The sequence below is a fragment of the Pseudomonas sp. DCB_AW genome (assembly GCF_026240895.1).
GTDB classification, from domain to species: Bacteria; Pseudomonadota; Gammaproteobacteria; order Pseudomonadales; family Pseudomonadaceae; genus Aquipseudomonas; species Aquipseudomonas kermanshahensis.
Genome location: NZ_JAPFCE010000005.1, coordinates 59,886 through 82,782 on the forward strand (window position 1 = coordinate 59,886; position 22,897 = coordinate 82,782).

The window sequence follows — 22,897 nt, forward strand, 5'->3', positions numbered from 1 at the left end:
CACCATGAACATGCCCATTCCTGAAGTAAAAGCCCCCCACAGCGCCAAGGACCAGACCCGCTTCGCCGCGCTCTGGCGCCCGGCCCTGATCCAGGCCTTCGTTAAACTGGACCCTCGGCAGCTCAAGCGCTCGCCGGTGATGCTGGTGGTGGCGCTGACTGCCGCGCTGACCACTGTGTTGTGTTTTGCCCCCGGCAGTGGCGTGAGCACAACAGTGGCGGTGCAAATTGCCTTGTGGCTGTGGTTTACCGTGCTGTTCGCCAACTTCGCCGAAGCCCTCGCCGAAGGCCGTGGCAAGGCCCGCGCCGACAGCCTCAAGGCTGGGAGCCAGGGGTTGAGTGCCCAGCGTCGCGACAGCGCTGGCGCTTTCGAAACGGTTGCCGCGACCGCGCTGCGCAAGGGCGATGTGGTCAAGGTGATCGCGGGTGAACTGATCCCGGGTGATGGTGAGGTAATCGAAGGCATCGCGGCGGTCAACGAGGCGGCCATCACCGGTGAGTCGGCCCCGGTGATCCGCGAGTCCGGCGGCGACCGTTCGGCGGTCACCGGCAACACGCGGCTGGTGTCTGACTGGTTGCTGATCCGCATCACCAGCAACCCTGGCGAATCGACCCTGGACCGCATGATCGCCTTGGTCGAAGGGGCCAAACGGCAGAAAACGCCCAATGAGATTGCCCTGGATATCCTGCTGATTGGCCTGACCCTGATCTTCCTGATCGTGGTCGTGACCCTACAGCCGTTCGCCCACTTTGTCGGCGGTAGCCTGCCGTTGATCTTCCTGGCCGCACTGCTGGTGACGTTGATCCCCACCACCATCGGCGGCTTGCTGTCGGCCATTGGTATTGCCGGCATGGACCGCCTGGTCCGGCTCAACGTCATTGCCCGTTCCGGCCGCGCGGTGGAAGCTGCGGGCGACGTGCACACCCTGATGCTCGACAAGACCGGCACCATCACCTTCGGCAACCGCCGCTGCAGCGCGCTGCATGCCGCGCCGGGCGTCACCGCCAAGGAGCTGGGGGAGGGTGCCTTGTTCGCCTCGCTGGCCGATGACACGGCCGAGGGCAAATCGATCGTCGAGTACCTGCGCCAGTTGCACGACTTCGTCGAACCCTCTGGGCAGCAGCTCGAACCGATCGCCTTCAGCGCCGAGACGCGGTTGTCGGGTGTCGACTTCCAGCAGCACCGCTACCGCAAGGGTGCTGTCGATGCGGTGCTGGCATTCGTTGGCCTGCAACGGCTGGAAATGCCGCCGGCATTGGCCCGCGAGGTCGAGCGCATTGCCCAGAGTGGCGGCACGCCGCTGCTGGTGTGTGTCGACAAGCGCTTGCTTGGGGTGATCCACCTCAAGGACGTGGTCAAGCCCGGTATTCGCGAGCGCTATGCCGAGCTGCGCAAGCTGGGCATCCGCACCGTGATGGTGACCGGTGACAACCCGCTGACGGCCGCTGCCATTGCCGCCGAGGCCGGGGTCGATGACGTGCTGGCCGAGGCCACCCCAGAGAAGAAGCTGGCGCGCATCCGTCAGGAGCAAAACGACGGCCGCCTGGTCGCCATGTGCGGCGACGGCGCCAACGACGCCCCGGCGCTGGCCCAGGCTGATGTGGGCATGGCCATGAACGACGGCACCCAGGCAGCCCGTGAGGCGGCCAACATGGTCGACCTGGACAGCGACCCGACCAAGCTGCTCGACGTGGTCCAGGTGGGCAAGGAACTGCTGGTGACCCGTGGCGCCTTGACCACCTTCTCGATTGCCAACGACGTGGCCAAGTACTTCGCCATCCTGCCGGCGTTGTTCGCGGCCATCTACCCGCAGCTGGGCGTGCTCAACCTGATGCACCTGGCCAGCCCGCAGAGCGCGATCTTGTCGGCGATCGTGTTCAACGCGCTGATCATCATCGTGTTGATCCCGCTGGCGCTGCGCGGTGTGCGGGTGCACGCGGCGAGCGCGGCCCACCTGCTGCGGCGCAACCTGCTGATCTACGGGCTGGGCGGGATCATCGTGCCGTTCGCCGGGATCAAGCTGATCGACATGCTGCTCAATGCCTTGCACCTGGTCTGAGGAGGCCGCCATGAACACTTATGTACGCCCGGCCTTGAGCCTGGCCTTGTTGATGACGCTGGTCACCGGCGCGTTGTACCCGCTGGCGGTGACCGGTATTGCCCAGGTCGCCTTCCCTGAACAGGCCAATGGCAGCCTGGTGCGTGACGCGCGCGGCGAGGTGCGCGGCTCGGCACTGATCGCCCAGGATTTCCAAGGCGATGGCTGGTTCCATTCGCGGCCCTCGGCAGGGGCTTATGCCACGGTTGCCAGCAGTGCCAGCAACCTGTCGCCGAGCAACCCGGCGCTGGCCGAGCGGGTAGGCAGCGAGGCCGCGAGGCTGTACCGGGCTGAGCAAGGGCCTGTGCCGCAAGCCTTGCTGACCACCTCAGGCAGTGGCCTGGACCCGCATTTGCCGCCGGAGGCGGTGGCTTATCAGGTAGCGCGGGTGGCAGCGGCTCGCAAGGTGCCTGTTGAGCGCTTGCAAGCCCTGGTGGAAGAGGCCACCCTCCACCCATTGATCGGGCCGCCTGTGGTCAATGTCCTGGCGCTGAACCAGGCCCTGGAGATATTGGGTCGCTGACAGTTGGGCCGCGTTGCGGCCCTTCGCGGGTAAACCCGCTCCCACAGTAATAGCGCAGCTGCAGAATGTGGCGCGGTCCCTGTAGGAGCGGGCTTGCCCGCGAAGGCCTGCAAAGCAGGCCCAGATTCACCGATCGCCGCACAATCGAAGGATGAAACATGAGTGATTCCGCCCGCGCAGACGCGCTGTTGGCCAACCTCCCGCGCGAAGGTCGCGGCAGGCTGAAGGTGTTCCTTGGCGCCGCACCGGGTGTGGGCAAGACCTACGCCATGCTGCAAGCCGCCCACAGCCAGCAACGCCAGGGCGTACAGCTGCTGGCCGGGGTCGTCGAAACCCATGGCCGCGCCGAAACCGAGTCGCTGCTTGGTGGCCTGCCCCAGCAGCCCCTGCTGCGCTGCGAGTACCGCGGCGTCACCCTTGAGGAAATGGACCTCGACGGCCTGCTCAAGGCCGCACCTGCGTTGGCCCTGGTCGACGAACTGGCCCACACCAACGCCCCCGGCAGCCGCCACGCCAAGCGCTGGCAGGACGTTCAGGAACTGCTCGCCGCCGGCATCGACGTGTACACCACGGTCAACGTCCAGCACCTGGAAAGCCTCAACGACAAGGTCCGCGACATCACCGGCGTGCAGGTGCGCGAAACCCTGCCGGACTGGGTACTGCAGGAAGCGTTCGAATTGGTCTTGATCGACCTGCCACCGCGCGAATTGCTGGAGCGCTTGCGCGAAGGCAAGGTGTACGTGCCAGAGCAGGCGCGGGCTGCGATCGATGCCTATTTCTCCCAGACCAACCTCACCGCATTGCGCGAACTGGCCATGCAGACCGCCGCCGCCCAGGTCGACGCCGACCTGGCCCACGGCTACCGCCAGCGCGGGCAGGAAGCTCCGGCCCTGCGCGGGCGCCTGCTGGTGGGCATCGATGGCGACGACCAGGCCGAACGCCTGGTGCGCCACGCCAGCCGCGTAGCACAACGCCGGCACCTGCCCTGGAGCCTGGTGCATGTCGACAACGGTAAGCTGCGCGACGAAGCCGCACGCCAACGCCTGCAGGCCGCGCAGCAACTGGCTGAGCGCCTGGGCGGCGAAGTGGTGCTGCTGCGCGCTGGTGAAGTGGCGCGCACGCTGATCCAGCATGCCGGCGAGCGGCGGGCCAGCCTGGTGCTGGTGGGGCAGTCGCGTGATCGCCTGCGCCGTCGCTTCTTCGGCGCCGGTGTAGCGGCGCGGCTGCTGCGCGAAAGCCACGGCCTGGAGATCAACGTGCTCGACCGCGATGCCCAGCCGGCCCCGGCCAGTGCGGCGGTGCAACGGGTATGGGTGTGGCGGCACTACCTGCTGGCCCTGCTTGCCACACTGCTGGCGGCCGGTTTGTCGTGGGCCGTGTCCAGCGTGCTGGCGCTGCCCAATATCTCCCTGGTGTTCCTTGCCGCCGTGCTACTGGTTGCGGTGCGCAGCAGCCTGGGGCCGGCCTTGGCCTGCGCCGCACTGTCGTTTCTGACCTACGACTTCCTGTTCATCCCGCCCAATTTCTCGTTCAGCATCCAGCGCGAGGAAGACGTGCTGACCTTGGTGTTCTTCCTGCTGATGGCGGCCCTCACCGGCAACCTTGCGGCCCGCCAGCGCCGCCAGTTGCAGGCGCTGCGCGAGACGCAGGCGCAGACCAACCAGTTGCTTGATTTATCCCGCCGCCTGACCGTTGCCGCCGACCGCCAAGCGGTGTTCAACGCCGCCGGCCAACACCTTGACGGCTGGCAGGATGTGCAAGTCTGCCTGCTCGAACGTAACCCCGAAGGCCAGCTGCACCTGGCCAGCGGCGAGGCCCACGGCCTCAGCGACAACGAGCGCGCCGCCGCCGAGTGGGCCTGGCAGCACGGGCAGGCGGCGGGCCATGGCAGCGACACCTTGCCCAATGGCCGCTGGTGGTGGTGGCCTCTGGCGGTCGATGACCACCCGCTGGCCTTGCTCGGCGTGCGCCCGCGCTCTGGCGACCCGCTCAGCGCCCAGCGCCGGCGCCTGCTCATGGCCCTGGGCCAACCCCTGGCCCAAGCCCTGGCCCGCGCCCGCCTGGCCGAACAATTGGAAGCGGCGCGCCTGCATGGCGAAACCGAGCAATTGCGCAGTGCCTTGTTAGCCTCAGTCTCCCACGACCTGCGCACGCCCTTGACCGCCATGCGCGGCAGCATTGACAGCTTGCTGGCGCTGGGCGAGGCGATCCCCGAGGACGACCGCCGCGAGCTGCTGGAAGGCACGCGCAATGAGGCCGAGCGCCTGGACCGCTACATCCAGAACCTGCTCGACATGACCCGCCTGGGCCATGGCGGTCTAAAACTGGCCCGCGACTGGGTGGCCCCTGCGGACATCGTCGGCAGTGCGCTGAACCGCCTGCGGGTGGTGCTCGCCCCCCTGCGCGTGCACACCGATGTGCCGGCCGAGCTGCCGTTGCTGTTCGTGCATGCGGCGCTGATCGAGCAGGCCCTGGTCAACGTGCTGGAGAACGCTGCACGCTTCTCGCCGGCCCAGGGTCGGCTGGAACTGCAGGTGTCGGTGCAGGGCGAACAACTGCGCATTGCCGTCAGCGACCAGGGCCCCGGCATTCCTGTGGCCGAGCGGGAGAAGATTTTCGACATGTTCTACACCGCCGCCCGCGGTGACCGGGGCGGGCAGGGCACTGGCCTGGGCCTGGCGATCTGCCAGGGCATGATCGGCGCCCATGGCGGGCAGATCCTGGTGGGTGAAGGGATCGATGGCCAGGGCACCGGCATCACTTTATGCTTGCCGCTGCCCCCTCAACCTGAAGCCGAAAGCGAAGCCCCATGAGCCAGTCCGCCACCCTCCTGGTCATCGACGACGAACCGCAGATCCGCAAGTTTTTGCGCATCAGCCTGACGTCCCAGGGCTACAAGGTGATCGAGGCCGCCACCGGTAGCGAGGGCCTGGCGCAGGCTGCCTTGGGGAAGCCCGACCTGGTGGTGCTCGACCTCGGCCTGCCGGACATGGACGGCCAGCAAGTGCTGCGCGAACTGCGTGAGTGGAGCGCAGTGCCGGTGCTGGTGCTGTCGGTGCGGGCCAGTGAGGTGCAGAAGGTCGATGCGCTGGACGGCGGCGCGAATGACTACGTGACCAAGCCGTTTGGTATTCAGGAGTTTCTGGCGCGGGTGCGCGCCTTGCTGCGCCAGGTGCCGCAGGCCGGCGGGGGCGAGGTGGCGGCCAGTTTCGGGCCGTTGACCGTGGACTTTGCCTTCCGCCGTGTGACCCTGGAGGGCGTCGAGGTGGCGCTGACCCGCAAGGAGTATGCGTTGCTGGCCCAGCTGGCCGGGCACCCGGGCCGGGTGATTACCCAGCAGCAGTTGCTCAAGGACATTTGGGGGCCGACCCATGTGGACGATACCCACTACCTGCGGATCGTGGTCGGGCACCTGCGGCAAAAACTCGGGGATGACCCCATGGCGCCGCGTTTCATCATCACTGAGGCGGGCGTCGGCTACCGGTTGGTCGCGCCCGCCTGATGATGCCGGCCGCTGTTACCACCCTAACTGCTTGTGCAAGCCCAGGGCGTCGTAGTAGTCCCCTTGGTAGATGATCTTGCCGTCTTTGACCTTCACATAGCTCACCCCATCGAACGACAGTGCTTTGTGGGTGGCGGGCGTTTGCGCGTCCCAGGCGCCAGTGTTGGTGCCGCTGAAGGTCCACTGGAAGGCGATGCCGTCCTTGTCGACGATCGGCGTGCCGTTGATCTTCCATTTGAGGTCTGGCACCGCGCCCACGAACACCTTGATCACGTTGTCGCGTGCGGCTTCGCGGCCCTTTTGCGGGGTGCCGACGGTGACGTCGAAGTACTCGGCGTCCTTGGCCAGGTAGCTGGCGGCCTTTTCGGCGTCATGGGCGTTCCAGGCTGCCATGTAGGCGTCGACGATCTGCCTGGGGGTTTCGGCCGCCTGGGCGAGGCTGGCGAAGGTGAACAGCGACAGCAGGTAGAACGCTCTAATCAAAGGACGCATGTTTGCCTCGCTTGCGGGCGTGCCCGCGGGTTGTCGGCCGGACGGCCATTGCGCGTGGTCAGGCCCTTGGCGGCTCCTTTTCGAACAGTTGCCGTACGACTTCCAGGTAGCGCCGCGCGCCCAGGCCCAGTGGCCGCGGTTTGACCCAGATGATGTCGACCCACAGCCGTAAGCGGCTGGCCATGTTGTCGAAGCGCACCTCGGCCAAGGCGCCCGAGGCAATCAACGGTTCGACCAGCGGCTGCGGCAGGTAGGCCCACCCCAGGCCGGATTGCACCAGATCCAGCGTAGCCAGATAACTGTCGGTCAGCCAGATGCGCCGCGACAACACCATGCGCGGGTCGGAGCCGGTGGCTTTGCCGGAGGCCACGATGATTTGCCGTTGCTCGGCGAAGGCTTCTTCGGGCAGTGGCGTGCCGCTGTTGCGCCCGGCGGGGTGGCGGGGGGACGCGACGGCGACCAGCAGCTGGCTGCCGGCTTCAAGAAACGACTCACGTTCATCGATGCCGGGCCGTTCGAAAACCAGCGCCAGCTGCACGCTGCCGTCATGCAGCAAACGAATCGCTTCGGCTTGCGTGGCCGAACGCACTTCGATCTCAAGGCTTGGGAATTCTTGCGCGAGGGTTTCCAGCGGCTGGCTCCAGCGGCCGGTTTGCAGCTCTGGGGCCATGGCGATGGTCAGGCGCTTTTCCAGCCCCTTGTGCAGTTGCAGGGCCTGGGCGTCGAGCAGGTTGAGCTGGCAGATCACCTGCCGGGCCTGGGGTTCGAGGGCCAAGGCGGCGCTGGTTGGCAAGGCTTTGCGCGTGGCCCGGTCGAACAGGGCCATGTCCAGCTCGGCTTCCAGCTGGGCGATGGCCATGCTCACGGCCGAAGGCACGCGGCCCAGCTTGCGCGCTGCTGCGGAAAATGACCCTGCCTCCAGTACGGCCAGAAAAACTGCAAGTGAGTCGCTGGTGAAGGCCATTGTCAGAAAACCTGATTGATCGGTTGAGCCGCGTAGCGTGTAGGAGCAGCCTTGTGCTGCGAAGAGGCCGGTGACAGCAGCAAGATTCACTGTGCGGTCCTATGGCCTCTTCGCAGCACAAGGCTGCTCCTACAGGGGATCGGGATAGTGCGAAGGCACTGGCCTCACAGCCTATAACAATCCCTCTCGGGCAGGTTACAGATCTTCCGACAGGATACGGTCCACGCTGTCGACAAAGTAGTCCACGCTCGCCCGTGTGGTGCACATCGGTGGTTTGATCTTGAGGATGTTCAGGTAGTCGCCGGTCGGCTGCATGAAGATGCCCAGGTCACGCAAGCGGTCGCACAGCAGCAAGGTCTCCTCGGTCGCAGGCTCCAGCGTCTGCCGGTCGCGTACCAACTCAAGCCCCAGGTAGAAGCCCGAGCCATGCGCCGCACCTGCGAGCGGGTGCTTGTCGACCAGCGCCTGCAAGCGCGCCTTGAAGTAGCGGCCGGTGTCGCGGGCGTTGTCCCACAGCCCTTCCTCTTGCATCACGTCCAGCACCGCCATGCCGATGCGGCAACTGACCGGGCTGCCCCCCGCCGATGAGAAGAAGTAACCCTGCGCCTCCAGCGCCTCGGCGATTTCGCGCCGGGTGATCACTACCCCCAGCGGCTGGCCGTTGCCCATGCCCTTGGCCATGGTGATGATGTCGGGCACCACCCCTTGCTCCTCGAAGCCCCAGAAGTACTCGCCCAGTCGGCCATAACCCACCTGCACCTCGTCGGCGATGCACACGCCACCGCGGGCGCGCACCTTGGCGTAGGCGTCCTGCAGGTAGCCCGCTGGCAGCGAGATGCCCCCGGCGTTGCCGTACACCGGCTCACAGATGAAGCCGGCCAGTTGGCGGCCACAAGCATCAAGGTCGGCCAGCTTGGCGTCGACGTCGCGCAGGTAGTCGGCGGCGCTGTCGGCACCACGGAAGCGCCCACGGAACGTGTTCGGTGCCTCGACCGGGTGCACCCAGTCTGGCCGGGTTTCCAAGGCTTGCGGGTTGTCGGCGATAGAGGTGGAAATGGCGTCTGTAGCCACCGACCAGCCGTGGTAGGCCTCCAGCACGCTGAGCAGGTCGCGCCCACCGCTGTAGGCCCAGGCCAGGCGAATGGCCAGGTCGTTGGCCTCGGTGCCGCTATTGACCAGAAAGACCCGGTCGAAGCCTGCTGGCGCCAGCTTCAGCAGGCGCTCGGAGAACTCGGCGATGGCCGCGTAGTGGAAGCGCGAGTTGGTGTTCAGCAGCGACCATTGCCGCGCCGATTCCGCCACCATGCGTGGGTGCCCGTGGCCAAGCACGGCCACGTTGTTGAGCATGTCCAGGTAAGACCGGCCCTGCATGTCGATCAAGTAATTGCGCCAGCCGCGTTCGATATGGGGCGGTTGCGCGTAGTAGTGCTTTTGCGAACGGGCGAAGCTGGCATCACGACGTGCCAGCAGCGCCTGTGCATCGGGCAGCGGTTCGGCGTCGCAATCAAAGCCCAGCAGCGCGGCAGGCGACGGGCACAGCGCCAGCCAGGCAGGGGCCTGGGAGGGGGTGGCGAAAAACGGCGGGCGGGCGTCGTTATCCAGGCACAGCTGAATGCTGAGCAAGCCACCGCTGCTGCCCAATTTTTGACCTTTTGCCAGGGCCTGCCCATCTGCCGGAGCATCCTCCAGGCCACCTAGCCACAAGCTCCAGTGGGGTGTGCGCAGGCAGCCGTGGCCATCGCCATGGCGCTGCCAGGTACCGGCCTGCGGCGCCTGCACGGTGCTGGCGTTAGGCACATGCAATTCGACACCCAGCGCGCAGGTGGCAGGTTCTTCAGCGCGGTCGATATGGGTTTGTGACAGGCGATACTGGCCATGCAGCGTGCACGCCGGGGCCGGTTGTGCAGCCAGCAGGCGCTGGTCGAAGCCTGGCTGTTCCCAGTTGCCTGCTTCGCAGTGCGGGCTGAGCACGCCCAGGTCGAGGCGAGCCACTGGCTGGCCGACCCGTTCAGGCAGCAGGGGCGCGCAACTGGCCAGGTCGGGCCGGCTGGGTTGAATACCGGCCGCCAGCAGAATAGCCGCCTCCATCAGCGCGAATGGCACGGCAGTAGCCGTGTCGAAAATTTCCCATTCGTGGGCGATGTTGTTGCGGATGTACTGATTGCCCGGGTCTACAGCCAGCTGTTGCTCGCTGCTCAGCACCAGCACCGCAGCGCGGTTGAGCACCAGCGGCCACAGGGCACGCAGCTCGGCTTCGCTCAGCGGGTTGAGGGCCTGGTAGGCCCGCACCGCCGGCAGAATGCGCAGTGGGTCGCCTTCGGCATGGTGCAGCAGTGCCGCGCAGGTCACCGAGAGGTCGGCAATGCGCCAGGTACGCAGCAGGTCGCCAAAATCGATGACACCCTGCACCTGCCACTGGCGCTCGTCATCGCGGGCCCATACGGCGTTGTCATCGGTGATGTCCAGGTGCACAGCTTGGCTTGGCAACTGCTCCACCAGCGGCGCCAGGCGCTCGGCAGCCAGTTGAGTGGTTTGCTCGACACGGGCGCGTTGCCCGGCGTCCTGCAGCACCGGCAGCAGGTGCTGGATCAACGCCTGCGCGTGCTGCGGGTCCCATTGCAGGGTGCGGTTCAAGCCGGGGTGGTCAAACTCGGCCAAGGCTTGATCCACTTTCGCGCACAGCCCGCCCAGCTCGGCAATCAGGCGCGGCGCCATGTGCTTGAGGCGGGTCAGCGGTTGGCCGTCGATGTAGTCAAGCAGGCGCACCCGCAGCGGTTGCCCGTCGATGTCCAGGGCCAGCAATGCCTGCCCGTTTTGCGCCGGGCGCACTGCGGGTACCGGCAAGCCCTGTTCGCGCAGGTACGCCAGCGCGGCATGCTGGGCCTCCAGTTCGACCTGGGCATAGCTGCCGTGGCAGGCCTTGAGCACGAAACGGCCCTGGGCGGCATCCACGCGGAAGTTCAAGTCTTGCTGGCTGCCCAGCGATGACAGGCTGCCCGCCAGGCTGTAGTGCGCCTGCAGCAAGGCGTGTGCCTGGGCCTCGCTGAGCGCAGGGCTGGGCAGGGCGGAGCGCTGGATCAGGATGTCCAGGGCAGGGGAGGCGGGCGTTTGGTGGTGGCTGGGCATTGGGCTCTACCGTTGGTGCTGGGGGTTGACGGTAGAGAATTTATGCCCGTTTTGACTGATGATGGAAGACGATTGTTGTCAGAATTTTTGATGATTGGGTGTGGGTGCATGTCTTGAGTTTTGCGGCGCCTATGAGATCGAGCGCCGCCCGCGCGGCGCTTCGCAGCACAAGGCTGCTCCTACATCTGTTTCAGGCCAGTGAGGCCTGTGATATCTGCGCGCGACCGCCTCAGGAATAATTGGCCCCAAAAATGTAGGAGCAGCCTTGTGCTGCGAAGCGCCGCGCGGGCGGCGCTCGATCTGACAGGCGCTGCAAATCCATCGCCATGCACCTGGCGGCCCTATCTCAATCTACCGCCACCCACCCTCACATCAAAAACTGGCCTTGACCGACACCATGAAATTACGCGGCTCCCCATAATAATTACCAAACGTCTCCGTCCCGATACTGGCGTAATAACGCTTGTCGAACAGGTTGTTGCCGTTAAGGGCCACCGACCAGGTATCGTCGATCCGGTAACCGATCCGGCCATTCCACACCGCATACCCCGCCTGGCTGATCTTCTCGCCACTGGCAGGCGAAACCCGGAAGTTATCGCTCTGCGCATTCACCCCGGCACCCAGGCTGAACCGCTCAAAAGCGCCACCGAGTGCGTACTCGCCCCACAGGCGCAGCACGTGCCGAGGCACATAGCTGTTGAACGCCGCGCCGTTCAGGCTGGTGTCGATATCGTCGAGGGTCTTGGTCTGGGTGTAGGTGTAGCCCGCCAGCAATTGCAGGCGCTCGATGACTTCGCCGCTGATCTCGGCCTCGAAACCCTGGGCGCGGACCTTGCCAGCGTTGACATAGCAGTAGCCATCCGAGGAGGGGCACGACGAGTTGTAGTCGGTCTGCGCCTGGTCCTTCTGAATAGTGCGGAACAGGTTGAAGGCGCCGTTCAAACGCCCGTCGAACCAGGCCCCCTTGATCCCCAGTTCATAGCTCTGGCCCACCAGCGGTTTGAGCGCCGAACCTTGTTCGTCCCGGTAGCTGCCTTGCGGGGTGAAGATGTCCGAGTAGCTGGCGTAGGCCGTCAGGTTTTCGTTCAGGTCCAGCAGCACGCCGGCAAAGGGCGTGACCTGCCCGGTCTCGCGGGCGTTGGAGTGCTGCGGCGGCGTGGCGGTGTCGATGAAGACGGTATCGGTCTCGGCGTTATACCAACTCACCCGGCCCCCCATCACCAGGGTCAACGGGTCGGCCAGTTTCAGGCGCAGGGTCGAGTAGAGGCCTTTTTGTGTGGTCACGGACTTGACCGGGCCACCGCGCGACGAGTGCTCGATGAAGTAGCTGTCATCCGGCTCAGGGATGAACTTGTCGGGGTTGAACACGTTCTGCCGTTGCGCAAGGAACGCCACCGAGTAGAAGTCATCTTTCTTCGAGCGGCTGGCGTTCATGCCCAGCACCAGTTCATGTTGCTGGCCGAAGGCATCAAACTTGCCATCCACATAGGCATCCAGGCCGTAATCGACCTGGTCATAGTCATACATACTGCCCAGCATGCCAGTGGTATCAATGCCAGGCGTCACCGCACCGGAGGCGAAGGCGTACTTGATGTCCTGGGTGTTCTTTGTATAAACGCTCGCCACCTTGAGCTTCCAGTCTTCGTCGAGCTGGTGGGTGAGGTCGGTGAACACCGTGGTGCGCTGACTGCGCCAGGTATTCCACGAAGGGTCGAGGCAGGTCGAGCGGCTGAGTTTCAGATCGCTGCGGTCCCGGTAGCGTGGCAGGCCGCCCCAGCAGGGGTTGGCATCCACGTCCTCGTAGGCAACGCCTAGGCCCAAAGTCGTGTCGGGGCTGACATCGACGTCGAGGGCGCCGTAGTACACCTGGTCCTTGCGGTTGGCATCGTCGACCGAGTAATGCCGGCTCTGCTCCGCCACGACCGCCCGGCCACGCAAGGTGCCGGCTGCGTTCAGCGGCCCACCGGTGTCGAGCTGCCCGCGGTAGTTGTCCCAACTGCCCCCGGACAGGGTGATGTCGGTATGCGCCGCCGCCAGGCCACGCTTGCGCACGAAGTTCACCCCGCCAGCGGTACCGCCCGACCCTTTCATCATGCCGGCTGCGCCGCGCAACACCTCGACCCGGTCGTAGTAGGCCATGTCACTGCTGAAGCTGTCGGCCTGGACATAGAGGTTGCCCATGTCCAGCGGCACACCGTCGTACTGGTACTGGCCCGACATGCGGAACCCGCGCGAATAGAAGTATTTGCCGCCCATGGTCGAGTCGTACACGGTGATGCCGGGCGTCTTTTCCATCACCTGATCGATGGTGTACAGGTTCTGGTCGTCCATCATCTTGCGCGTCATCACCGTGACCGATTGCGGCGTCTCCTTGAGCGAGTGCTCGCCCTTGCCGATGGTCACCGCGCCCGTGGTGTACGAGCCGCTGTTTTCAGTGGTTGCACCCAGCACCTGGCTGGTGATGTTGGTGGCCCCCAGCTCCAGCGCCGAGCCCGACGACGGCACCGCCTGCAGCACATAAGTGCCGTTTGACCGCGGCTCGGCCTGCAGGCCGCTGCCTGCCAGAATCTGGGTAAAGCCCTCGCTGACACCGAACGCACCTTTCAGGCCGGGGCTCTGCAAACCGTCTGTTTGCCGGGCATCGAACGAAATCGCAGCGCCCGCCGCACTGGCGAAGCGGCTGAGGACTTCAGTCAGGCTGCCCCCCGCAATAGTGTACGACCGGACGGCACTTTGCTGCGTCGGCTGCGGCGCTGCATACGTCGTCATGGGCCAGGCGCCGGCGGTGGTTGCCGCCAACAGCCCGACATTTATTGCAGTCGCCAGACGACCACGCTTGAACACAGCAGACATACCTATCCTCCCCCTGAAAACGATCAATAGAACCCTTTGGGGGATGAGCCGAACGTCGTGTAAGAAAAGTGCAAAACCCGCGAAAGTTTTTTCAGCCCGCTGGGGGAGGGGGCGGCGATACGGTGACCCAAAAACGGCTGTAGCGCGTGACGCGCAGCGCAAACCCGGTCTCCAGTGCAGCCAATGCCCGGTCAGTGTCATCGATGGGGAACGCGCCAGAAACCTTCAGCTGGGCAATGCGGGGATCACAGCGCAGCACCCCGGTGCGATAGCGCGACAGGTCCACCAGCAGTTCACCCAAGGGGCGATCCAGGGCGATGATGCTGCCTTGTTGCCAGGCCCCTACAGAGGCGTCATTGCGCCGTATTGCCCCCACCGAACGGTCAGAAAACGCAATGGATTGCCCAGCCTCAACACGCACTGCCAAAGCACCGCTGGATGCCCTCACTTCCACCGCCTTCTCGAGCACGGCCACGTCACCCTCCAAGGCTTGGGAGCGAACCAGAAAACGCGTGCCCAGCGCCCGTACCTGGCCATGCCGGGTGCGCACAATGAACGGTCGTTGCGCGGGGTCGGCCGCCGTGGTGACCAGAATTTCGCCGCGCAACAGTTCCAGCACCCGTTGCTGGCCGTCGTACTTGAGGTTCACCGACGTGTCGGTGTTCAGCAGCAGCGAGCCGCCATCGGGCAAGCGAAACGCGCGGCGTTCACCCACAGCGGTGCGGTAGTCGGCCAGCAGCTGCTGCGAGGTGTCGCTGCGCCAACCCAGCCAGCCCAGCGAAGTGGCCGGCACCAGTATCACGACACTGCGCAACAGCTGGCGCCGAGAGCGCTCGGCGCCGCGCAAGGCAGGGGCCGCCAGGGCGCCGGGCACGCGGGTCATCTGCTCGCCCACGGCGGCCATGCGTTGCCAGGCCTGACGGTGGGCTGGGTCGGCAACCAGCCAGTCGTTCCAGGCGCTGCGGTCGGCGTCGGTGGCGATGCCGGAGTGCAGCCGCGCGTACCAGCGCGCGGCGACACTGATGGCGTTCAACTCGGCGGGCGACAGGCTCATGCCAGTTGCAACTGCATCAAACAGCAATGTTCCATGGCTTTGGCCATGTAGTTGTTGACGCTGCGCACGCTGATGTTCATGTGCTCGGCAATCTGCGGGTAGGTCAGGCCATCGAACTGCGACAGCATGAACACCTGCTTCACCTTCGGGCCAAGCCCTTGCAGCAGGCGGTCGATTTCTACCACTGCCTGCAACAGGATCGCCTGTTCCTCCAGCGAAGGCTGCAACGCCTCCGGCAGGCTAGCCAAGGCCTCCAGGTAGGCCTGCTCCAGTGAGCGTCGACGAATCAGGTCGATCAGCAGGCCCTTGGCAATTCGCGACAGGTAGGGGCGTGGCTCGCGAATATCCAGCGCACTGCGTGCCTTGATCACCCGCACGAAGGTGTCCTGCGTCAGGTCGGCGGCATCGAACGCATTGCCCAGGCGTTTGCGCAGCCAGCCATTGAGCCAGCCGTGATGTTCGCAGTACAGATCATTGACGGCGCTACGCAGGGATAGATCGTTGGCGGGCATGGTGATGGAATGGTTCGCGAGTGGTAATGAATCTTATTGTCGTGCGGGCTGTGGTTTTTTTGCAAGCGCTACAAAGATTCAAGAAACGCACGTATCGCCTGCCGCTCGCCCTTGCCCAGCGCCGCATAGCGCTGCCGGGCCACTTCTGCTTCACCACCATGCCAGACAATCGCTTCTTCCAGGGTGCGCGCTCGGCCGTCGTGCAGATAGCCGCTGCCGGGGGTAATCCGCTCGCTCAGGCCAAGCCCCCACAGCGCCGCCGTGCGCCACTGCCGGCCGTTGGCGAGATAGTCTTCACGGCCATCGGCCAGGCCGGGGCCCATGTCGTGCAATAACAGGTCGGTATACGGCGCGATGCGTTGCTGTGTCAGGGCGGGATAAAATGGGTGTGTGCCGGTGATCAGCTCGGGGCGGTGACAGGCGGTGCAGCCACTGGCAGCGAACAATTTTTCGCCCTCAATGACCGCAGGTTCGGCCTGTTGTCGACGGGCCGGTACGGCCAGGTGAGCGAGGTAGAAATGCAGGTCGCCGAGTTGCAGGGCGTCCAGCTCCGGCTCGCCGCCGTGCGCCGCGTGGGCACAGGCCTGTTGAGTGGGCGTGCAGTTCTGCACCGGGGCGAGCGGGGAGGTGATGCCAAGATCACCCAGCATGGCGTGGGCGATCTGTTGGCGCAGGTCCGGCTGATTGGCCTTGAGGCCAAAGCGGCCTGCCTCGGTGCGTTGTCGCTCGACACTCCACACCTGATTGACCTGCCCCGTCACGCCATCTGGTTTGGCTTCGGAGGCCATGGCGTGCAGGGTGCGCTCATCGATAGCCTCCAGCAAACCAAGGCCAATGACCGGCGAACCTACGCGTGCCGACGTTAACACCGCGTCCAATGGCCCATAAGCCAGCTCACGCAGCTCGACACGCGGCTTGCGCAGCATGACGGTTTCGCCATCGCCCAGCGGCACCGCCTGCTCCTCCCAGTGCACATGGGCGCGCCCTTCACCCGGCACGCCAGGCACACCCTGGTCGTTCAGCTGATCGCCGTATATGGGGTGCGGCTTTGGCCCTCCATGGCCGTCGTGCCCTTGCAGGGACAAGCGCAGCAACATGCTGCGCATCGGCTGCCCGTGTTCAGGCGCCTGGCCACGGCCGTTCTTGGGGTGGCAGGCGATGCACGACACCCGGTTGTACAGCGGCCCAAGGCCATCCACCGCCTCGTCTCGGGACGGTGCAACCACCCAAGCCTGACGAAACAGGCTGCGCCCGCGGAAGAAGCGTTCCAGTTGGCCTTCGTCCAGCCCGGTGAACGGCTGGGCGTAGGCTTCACGGTTGGCCGCGGTGTGCGTGGTCGCGGCGCTGGCGAGCAGGCTCGTCAGCAAACCCATCATCAACCAGGCGGCGCGCACGGCAGTCACTGCCCCAAACCATCGAGCAAACGGGCTGCCTCTGCTCGGTGAAGCGCGGCCTGGAACTGCCAGCTGATTTCCCGGCGGCCGAGTTCGTCCGCGCCGGTGGCCGGCGCTTGCGTCATGCCCTTGTCCTGGCGCGCCGCGAACAGTGCCAGCAAGGGCTTCGCTTCGGCGTGTTCGGCATCCAGGGGCGGTGCAGTCAACTGTTGGCGTATGGCGGTGACGTCCAGCCCAGCTGCTTCGGCCGCGTGCAGCCGAGCCCAGAGCTCGCCCAAGGCTTCATGGGGCATGCCGAGCCAGTGGGTGAACAATGAGCTGATCAAGGCCAGGCGTTCGCGTGAGCTGCCGTTGCCGTAGTCATAGGCGCCCAGGCCGGCAGCAACGAACGGGTCATGGTAGTCCGCCGGCAACTGCCGATAGACACTGGGGCGCACGGGCAGTTTGCGGATATCGGCATCGGCCAGCAGCCCTTGGCCTGCTTCCGACAGCACGAACTGCGCAAACGCTCGGGCACCCGCCAATGCCTGGCTGTGGGCGGTAATGGCGATGAAGGCTGGGTTAAGGCCGCCATGGGCCGGATAGACGAAATCCACGGGCTCGCCATTGGCCTTGGCCGAAGCGACAAAGAAATCGATCGACAACCCGACTGCTGCACGCCCGCTGGTCACTTCATCACTGACCAGGGTGCCACCCCGCGTTACCAGGCGCGCTTGGCCGGCCAGTTCACTCCAGAGGGCCCAGCCACGTTCCCAGCCATAGGCACGCAAGACGATATCCAGCAGGACCGGTGCAAAGCCGACCCGGCCTGGGTCTGGTAGCGCAATGCGCCCGCGCAGTCGTGGGTCGAGCAAGTCTGGCCAATCCCTTGGTACCGGAACCCCCAGTTCGCCCAGTGACGTGGCGTTGATGGCAAAGCCATAGCCCGCGAGCTCGGTTGCCTGGTACAGCTGGCGTTGGTCACGCAATGACAAACCACCGATCTGTGCCGGCAGGCCCTTCAGGCTGATCCCCAGGGGTTGCCAGCTACCGGCTTTCGCCAGCCGGGCGAAGTTGCCCGGCGACGGTGCCCAATAGACATCGACACCGCCCTGCTGTGCTTGCAGCAGATAGGGCAGGGCATCGAAGCCCTGGCGCCAGAGGATGTGCAGGCGATAGCCCGGGTGGGCTTGAGCAAAGCCATCCTCGATCCGCGTCATTACCTCTTCGGGGTAGCTGGTCATGACCACCACGGTTTGCGGGGCGGCGTTCAGCAGCGTGCTGACCGTCAGCAGCAGGCCCGCCAGCCAGCGGTTACAGCGGCACATTGAATTGCACGAAGTATTGACGGCCCATTTCAGGGTAGCCCTCGCTGTATTCATACAGCCGGTCGAACAGGTTGCGAATGCCGCCCTCGATCAGCACATCGTTGCTGAAGCGGTAGCCGCTCTTGAGGTTGTACACCGCGTAGCCGGGCGCCATCTGGTTGCCGTCCGAGGTGTTGTAGCGACGCGATGCGGCCTCCACGCTGGCGGTGTGTTGCCAGTCGCCCAGATGCCACGAGGCCGAGCCGAACGCGCTGTGGCGTGGGGTGTCGGTAGGGTGCAGGTCGTGGTCGCTGAGGTTCTCGCGGTCGAGCCAGGTGTAGTTTGCCGCCAACTCCCAGTTGCCCAGGTCGCCGTTGATACCCAGCTCCACACCCTGGTTTCGCGCTTTGGCAATGTTCTGGTACTGGCCACAGGGCGCGGCGCAGTTAGGTTGCGCGGGCACCGTGACGTTTTGAATGGAGTCCTCGATGTTGGCCACGAACAGCGCGGCGTCCAACTTCCATTGGGGGGCGATCTGGCCGCTGTAGCCGAGCTCATAATGTGTCGCCCGCTCAGACTTCAAGTCGGGGCTCGGGATCACCGTGCCGAAGCGCGTCGAGTAGCGGTCCTTGATGGTCGCGAAGCGGCTTTTGCGTGCCACGGTCAGGCGCAGTTGGCCGTCGTCGTGGGTGCCCAGCAGCGGGTTGGTATTGGCGAACAGGCCCAGTTGCGCGTTGACGGCGTCGTTGCTGCCGGTGGGTTCGTCGTAGAGCGTGGCCTGCGATGGCGAGCTGGCGTTGGTGCCGTAGTTCTGTGCGTCCAGGCTCTTGCGGTAGTTGTACGAGACGCCGCCCACCACGCTGAAGATGTCGTTCAGGCGCAGGGTGTCTTCCAGGGCAATCGACTGAGTCTGGTCGCGGAAGTGGGTCTGGGGGTTGGCGCCATCACGCGAGCGATGCACATCGTCTTTGAAGTGATAGGCAATGCCCAGGCGGTTGGCCTCGCTCAAGGCCAAGTCGCCTTCCACCGAAAAGCCGCTGCTCTCGTCATCGTATTTGCTGGGGAAGCCCGGCTGCAAAGCGCCGACCACGCCATTGCGATAGGTGAAGCTTTCCAGCGAGTTCTTGAAGGTGTCGTGGTACACGCGCGTTTTCAGGGCGTGCTCGCCAAAGCCGGTCTTGGTGGCGATGAACACACTGGTATTGTCCGACCGCGGCCACTCCCACCAGCGCGCACGTTGGCCGGTGGTCGGCAGGTCGCCGGCATACGGCGGTTGGCCCTTGCTGCCTTCCTGCTGAACGTAGCCGAGCACGTACTCATCGGTTTCACTGGGGGTGAAGCCGACTTTGAAGCTGAATTTGCTGTCGCGGTGGTTGCTGTTCTCGCGCCGCCCCGTGCCCTGCTGGTTGTTGGTTGGCTTGAAATCATCGGGCAGCAGGGTGTAGTCGTAATCGACATACGACACGCCGCCCTGAACCCACCACAGGCCCTGGTTGGAACCCACGTTGGCGTAACTGCGGTAGGCATTCACGTTACCGTGATCGGTCAGCTCCAGCCCCCCACCCACTTCGCCCTCGAACGCTTGCGTGGGGCGGCGGGTCACCAGGTTGATCGCCCCGCCCAGGGTGTTGGGGCCGTACAGCAGCGAGGCGAAGCCCTTGTCCACCTGGATGCGTGACAGGTCGTAGGTGGTGAAACGCCCCAGGTCGATGTTGCCGTCGTAAGGCACGTAGGTGGGAATGCCGTCGATGAACACCGGCACCTGCAAGCGATCGAAACCGCGCACGAATACCACCTGCTCGGCGCGACCGCCGATGTAACCGAGGTTGACCCCAGGGGCTAATGTGAGCGCGCTGCCGACGGTCTCGCGGTCGTGCAGCCGAATGTCTTTCAAGTCGATGACGCTACCACCCGTGGACAGCGTTTCGTCCCGTGGTGCGGAGATTTGGATTTCGCCGAGGTTGAAGGTGTTGTTCTGTTCGGCGACAGCGGGTTGAGCACCGAGGGCTGCGACGGCAACCATCACGGTGCGCGGTGTTAGCGGCTTCATTACTGCTCCTGGGTCGGCCATGGCAGTGGCGGGCCTGGCGACGTTATATATTGTTGTATATAGCGATAGGCGAAATTAACCGACCACGACCTCCCCAGGGCGTGATCAGTCAGCGATCGCAAAAAGAGATAGCAGGATGGCAGATGGCCAACCGCGGGGAATCCTAGCGTTGTTTACGGGGGGTTACAACGATGTATACAAAAATATATAGCGTGTGCCGAGATCGGTAGGGAGGGAGGTCGCAATGGTGCCCCTCCGATCATGCGCGATCTGTGTAGGAGCAGCCTTGTGCTGCGAAGAGGCCGGTGGCAGCGCTGAAGATTCCCGGTGGGGTCACGGGCCTCTTCGCAGCACAAGGCTGCTCCTACAGTGGAAGGCGTATGCCTTGAGGATCAAGCAACGCTCTGCACCCTAGTCCGCCGTCTCAACTTCCAAAAACGCCGCCTCCAACAACTGCCGCGTATACGCATGCTGCGGCGCGTGGAAGATCGCCTGCGCATCCCCTTGCTCCACCACCTGCCCCTGTTTGATCACCATCAACTGATGGCTCAGCGCCTTGACCACTGCCAGGTCATGGCTGATGAACAGGTAGGTCAGGTTGTACTTCTGCTGCAGGCTGCGTAGCAACTCCACCACCTGCCGCTGCACCGTGCGGTCCAGCGCCGAGGTGGGTTCATCCAGCAGGATCAACGCCGGTTTCAACACCAACGCCCGGGCAATCGCAATGCGCTGGCGCTGCCCGCCCGAGAACTCATGCGGGTAGCGGTGGCGTGTCCGCGGGTCGAGCCCCACTTCTTCCAGCGCAGCAATGATCGCCGCTTCCTGCTCTTCAGCGGTGCCGATGCGGTGAATCCGCAACCCTTCACCTACGATGTCTGCCACGCACATGCGTGGGCTGAGGCTGCCAAACGGGTCTTGGAACACCACCTGCATTTCTCGCCGCAGCGGGCGTACTGCCTTCTGGTTCAACCCTGCGAGGTCCTGGCCGTGAAAGCGAATGCCGCCCTGGCTTGAAATCAAGCGCAAGATGGCCAGCCCGAGCGTCGACTTACCCGAGCCACTCTCGCCGACAATCCCCAGCGTCTGCCCTTGGGGCAAGCTGAAGTTGATGCCGTCTACCGCCTTTACATGGTCGACTGTACGCCGCAAGAAGCCTTTTTTGATGGGGAACCAGACCTTGAGGTCATCCACCTCCAGCAACGGCGCGCCGACTGGGTTGTGGGCAGGTTGGCCGCTGGGTTCGGCATTGATCAGCATCTGCGTGTAGTGATGCTGCGGTGCACTGAACAGCGTCGCGCAATCCGCCTGCTCGACAATCTGCCCGCGCTGCATCACGCACACGCGGTGGGCAATGCGCCGCACCAGGTTCAGGTCATGGCTGATCAACAGCAGCGCCATGCCCAAGCGTGCCTGCAGCTCCTTGAGCAGGTCGAGAATCTTCAACTGCACGGTCACGTCCAGCGCGGTGGTGGGTTCGTCGGCAATGAGCAGTTCTGGCTCGTTGGCCAGCGCCATGGCGATCATTACCCGCTGCCGCTGCCCACCCGACAGCTCGTGGGGCAGGGCCTTGAGGCGCTTGCGCGGTTCGGGAATCCCAACCAGTTCCAACAGCTCCAGCGTGCGTGCGGTGGCTTCCTTGCCGGTCAGGCCTTTGTGCAGCAGCAGGATTTCGTTGATCTGCTTCTCGATGCAGTGCAGCGGGTTCAGCGAGGTCATCGGCTCCTGGAAGATCATGGCAATTCGGTTGCCACGGATATGCCGCAAGGCCTTCTCGCTCTGCTGCAGCAGGTCTTTGCCCTCGTAGCGGATGCTGCCGCTGGGGTGGCGGGCGAGGGGGTAGGGCAGCAGGCGCAGGATCGAGTGGGCGGTCACCGATTTGCCCGAGCCGCTCTCGCCGACCAGGGCCAGGGTCTCGCCCTTGCGGATGTCGAAACTGATGCCGTCGACCACCCGGTTGACCTGCTCGCCGGTGACGAACTCCACCGCGAGATCACGCACTTCGATCAGGTTGTGTTCGCTCATGTCATTTCCTTGGGTCGAAGGCATCGCGGGCGGATTCGCCGATGAACACCAGCAAGCTCAGCATCACCGCCAGCACGGCGAAGGCGCTGATGCCCAGCCATGGCGCCTGCAGGTTGGATTTGCCTTGGGCGACCAGTTCGCCCAGCGACGGCGAGCCGGCCGGCAGGCCGAAGCCGAGGAAGTCCAGGGCGGTCAGCGTGCCGATGGCGCCGGTGAGGATGAACGGCATGAAGGTCATGGTCGAGATCATCGCGTTGGGCAGAATGTGCCGGTACATGATCGCGCCATTGCGCATGCCCAAGGCGCGGGCGGCGCGCACGTATTCAAGGTTGCGGCCACGCAGGAACTCGGCGCGCACCACGTCCACCAAGCTCATCCACGAGAACAACAGCATGATCCCCAGCAGCCACCAGAAGTTGGGCTGCACGAAGCTTGCGAGGATGATCAGCAGGTACAGCACCGGCAAGCCCGACCAGATCTCCAGAAAGCGCTGGCCGGCCAGGTCGACCCAGCCGCCATAAAAGCCCTGCAAGGCACCGGCGATGACGCCGACGATGGAACTGAGGATGGTCAGGGTCAGGGCGAACAGCACCGACACGCGGAAGCCGTAGATCACCCGCGCCATCACATCACGGCCCTGGTCATCGGTGCCCAGCCAGTTGTCCGCCGAAGGCGGGGCGGGGGCCGGGACCTTGAGGTCGTAGTTGATGCTTTGGTAACTGAAGGGGATTGGCGCCCACAGCACGAAGCTGTCTTTCTTGGCCAGCAATTCGCGGATGTACGGGCTCTTGTAGTTGGCCTCCAGCGGGAACTCGCCGCCAAAGGTGGTCTCCGGGTAGCGCTTGAACGCGGGGAAGTACCACTCGCCGTCGTAACGCACGGCAATCGGTTTGTCGTTGGCGATCAGCTCGGCGCCCAGGCTCAGGCCGAAGAGGATGAGGAACAGCCACAACGACCACCAGCCGCGGCGGTTGGCCTTGAAGCGCTCGAAGCGCCGGCGGTTGAGAGGGGACAGTGCCAT

Annotated in this window: 15 protein-coding genes; 4 read left to right on the top strand and 11 right to left on the bottom strand. The window is 64.7% G+C overall.

The window, feature by feature from the left end; genetic code table 11:
* Positions 1-4 precede the first annotated feature (4 nt).
* The 4 genes from kdpB to OO306_RS05555 all read left to right on the top strand — a co-directional run bounded on the left by kdpB (position 5) and on the right by OO306_RS05555 (position 6,123).
* Positions 5-2,059 (top strand): potassium-transporting ATPase subunit KdpB, encoded by a 2,055-nt coding sequence (gene kdpB / locus OO306_RS05540; RefSeq protein WP_265967959.1) that lies wholly within the window; start codon positions 5-7, stop codon positions 2,057-2,059.
* A gap of 10 nt (positions 2,060-2,069) precedes the next feature.
* Positions 2,070-2,621 (top strand): potassium-transporting ATPase subunit KdpC, encoded by a 552-nt coding sequence (kdpC, locus tag OO306_RS05545; protein WP_265967961.1) that lies wholly within the window; start codon positions 2,070-2,072, stop codon positions 2,619-2,621.
* Between the two features lie 158 nt (positions 2,622-2,779).
* A complete protein-coding gene (locus OO306_RS05550) occupies positions 2,780-5,434 on the top strand; it encodes a sensor histidine kinase KdpD (protein WP_265967963.1) in 2,655 nt (884 codons plus the stop codon).
* Positions 5,431-6,123: a response regulator gene (locus OO306_RS05555; RefSeq protein ID WP_027592845.1), complete on the top strand. Its 693-nt coding sequence runs from the start codon at positions 5,431-5,433 to the stop codon at positions 6,121-6,123. Before OO306_RS05550 ends, OO306_RS05555 begins: the two co-directional genes overlap by 4 nt.
* A gap of 15 nt (positions 6,124-6,138) precedes the next feature.
* Here OO306_RS05555 and OO306_RS05560 read toward each other — a convergent pair whose 3' ends face one another.
* From OO306_RS05560 to OO306_RS05610, 11 genes are all read right to left on the bottom strand, one after another.
* On the bottom strand, positions 6,139-6,615 hold the full coding sequence (locus OO306_RS05560) for an ester cyclase (protein WP_027592844.1): 477 nt from the start codon (positions 6,613-6,615) through the stop codon (positions 6,139-6,141).
* A gap of 58 nt (positions 6,616-6,673) precedes the next feature.
* Positions 6,674-7,579: a LysR family transcriptional regulator gene (locus OO306_RS05565; RefSeq protein WP_099428736.1), complete on the bottom strand. Its 906-nt coding sequence runs from the start codon at positions 7,577-7,579 to the stop codon at positions 6,674-6,676.
* Positions 7,580-7,774: 195 nt separating this feature from the next.
* A complete protein-coding gene (locus OO306_RS05570) occupies positions 7,775-10,705 on the bottom strand; it encodes an aminotransferase (RefSeq protein WP_265967966.1) in 2,931 nt (976 codons plus the stop codon).
* A 372-nt stretch (positions 10,706-11,077) separates the two neighbouring features.
* Positions 11,078-13,558: a TonB-dependent siderophore receptor gene (locus OO306_RS05575; RefSeq protein ID WP_265967967.1), complete on the bottom strand. Its 2,481-nt coding sequence runs from the start codon at positions 13,556-13,558 to the stop codon at positions 11,078-11,080.
* Positions 13,559-13,649: 91 nt separating this feature from the next.
* On the bottom strand, positions 13,650-14,612 hold the full coding sequence (locus OO306_RS05580; RefSeq protein WP_265967968.1) for a FecR domain-containing protein: 963 nt from the start codon (positions 14,610-14,612) through the stop codon (positions 13,650-13,652).
* A complete protein-coding gene (locus OO306_RS05585) occupies positions 14,609-15,124 on the bottom strand; it encodes a sigma-70 family RNA polymerase sigma factor (protein ID WP_265967970.1) in 516 nt (171 codons plus the stop codon). The genes OO306_RS05580 and OO306_RS05585 overlap by 4 nt, the downstream gene beginning before the upstream one ends.
* 68 nt (positions 15,125-15,192) lie before the next feature.
* Positions 15,193-16,527, bottom strand: coding sequence for a di-heme oxidoredictase family protein (locus OO306_RS05590; protein ID WP_265967971.1), 1,335 nt, complete (start codon positions 16,525-16,527; stop codon positions 15,193-15,195).
* A complete protein-coding gene (locus OO306_RS05595; RefSeq protein WP_265967972.1) occupies positions 16,524-17,825 on the bottom strand; it encodes an ABC transporter substrate-binding protein in 1,302 nt (433 codons plus the stop codon). The genes OO306_RS05590 and OO306_RS05595 overlap by 4 nt, the downstream gene beginning before the upstream one ends.
* Positions 17,812-19,854, bottom strand: coding sequence for a TonB-dependent siderophore receptor (locus OO306_RS05600; protein ID WP_265967974.1), 2,043 nt, complete (start codon positions 19,852-19,854; stop codon positions 17,812-17,814). The genes OO306_RS05595 and OO306_RS05600 overlap by 14 nt, the downstream gene beginning before the upstream one ends.
* A gap of 411 nt (positions 19,855-20,265) precedes the next feature.
* The gene (locus OO306_RS05605) at positions 20,266-21,876 is read right to left on the bottom strand and encodes an ABC transporter ATP-binding protein (RefSeq protein WP_265967975.1); all 1,611 of its coding nucleotides are present in this window, start codon (positions 21,874-21,876) and stop codon (positions 20,266-20,268) included.
* Between the two features lies 1 nt (position 21,877).
* Entirely contained in the window at positions 21,878-22,897 is a 1,020-nt protein-coding gene (locus OO306_RS05610) for an ABC transporter permease (RefSeq protein WP_027592834.1), read from the bottom strand.

Bases quoted from the DNA above. Each gene is read 5' to 3' on its own strand.
- OO306_RS05600 (WP_265967974.1), bottom strand. From the start codon at position 19,854: ATGAAGCCGCTAACACCGCGCACCGTGATGGTTGCCGTCGCAGCCCTC.
- kdpB (WP_265967959.1), top strand. From the start codon at position 5: ATGAACATGCCCATTCCTGAAGTAAAAGCCCCCCACAGCGCCAAGGAC.
- OO306_RS05565 (WP_099428736.1), bottom strand. From the start codon at position 7,579: ATGGCCTTCACCAGCGACTCACTTGCAGTTTTTCTGGCCGTACTGGAG.
- OO306_RS05605 (WP_265967975.1), bottom strand. From the start codon at position 21,876: ATGAGCGAACACAACCTGATCGAAGTGCGTGATCTCGCGGTGGAGTTC.
- OO306_RS05585 (WP_265967970.1), bottom strand. From the start codon at position 15,124: ATGCCCGCCAACGATCTATCCCTGCGTAGCGCCGTCAATGATCTGTAC.
- OO306_RS05580 (WP_265967968.1), bottom strand. From the start codon at position 14,612: ATGAGCCTGTCGCCCGCCGAGTTGAACGCCATCAGTGTCGCCGCGCGC.
- OO306_RS05595 (WP_265967972.1), bottom strand. From the start codon at position 17,825: ATGTGCCGCTGTAACCGCTGGCTGGCGGGCCTGCTGCTGACGGTCAGC.
- OO306_RS05610 (WP_027592834.1), bottom strand. From the start codon at position 22,897: ATGGCACTGTCCCCTCTCAACCGCCGGCGCTTCGAGCGCTTCAAGGCC.
- OO306_RS05570 (WP_265967966.1), bottom strand. From the start codon at position 10,705: ATGCCCAGCCACCACCAAACGCCCGCCTCCCCTGCCCTGGACATCCTG.
- OO306_RS05555 (WP_027592845.1), top strand. From the start codon at position 5,431: ATGAGCCAGTCCGCCACCCTCCTGGTCATCGACGACGAACCGCAGATC.
- OO306_RS05550 (WP_265967963.1), top strand. From the start codon at position 2,780: ATGAGTGATTCCGCCCGCGCAGACGCGCTGTTGGCCAACCTCCCGCGC.
- OO306_RS05560 (WP_027592844.1), bottom strand. From the start codon at position 6,615: ATGCGTCCTTTGATTAGAGCGTTCTACCTGCTGTCGCTGTTCACCTTC.
- OO306_RS05575 (WP_265967967.1), bottom strand. From the start codon at position 13,558: ATGTCTGCTGTGTTCAAGCGTGGTCGTCTGGCGACTGCAATAAATGTC.
- kdpC (WP_265967961.1), top strand. From the start codon at position 2,070: ATGAACACTTATGTACGCCCGGCCTTGAGCCTGGCCTTGTTGATGACG.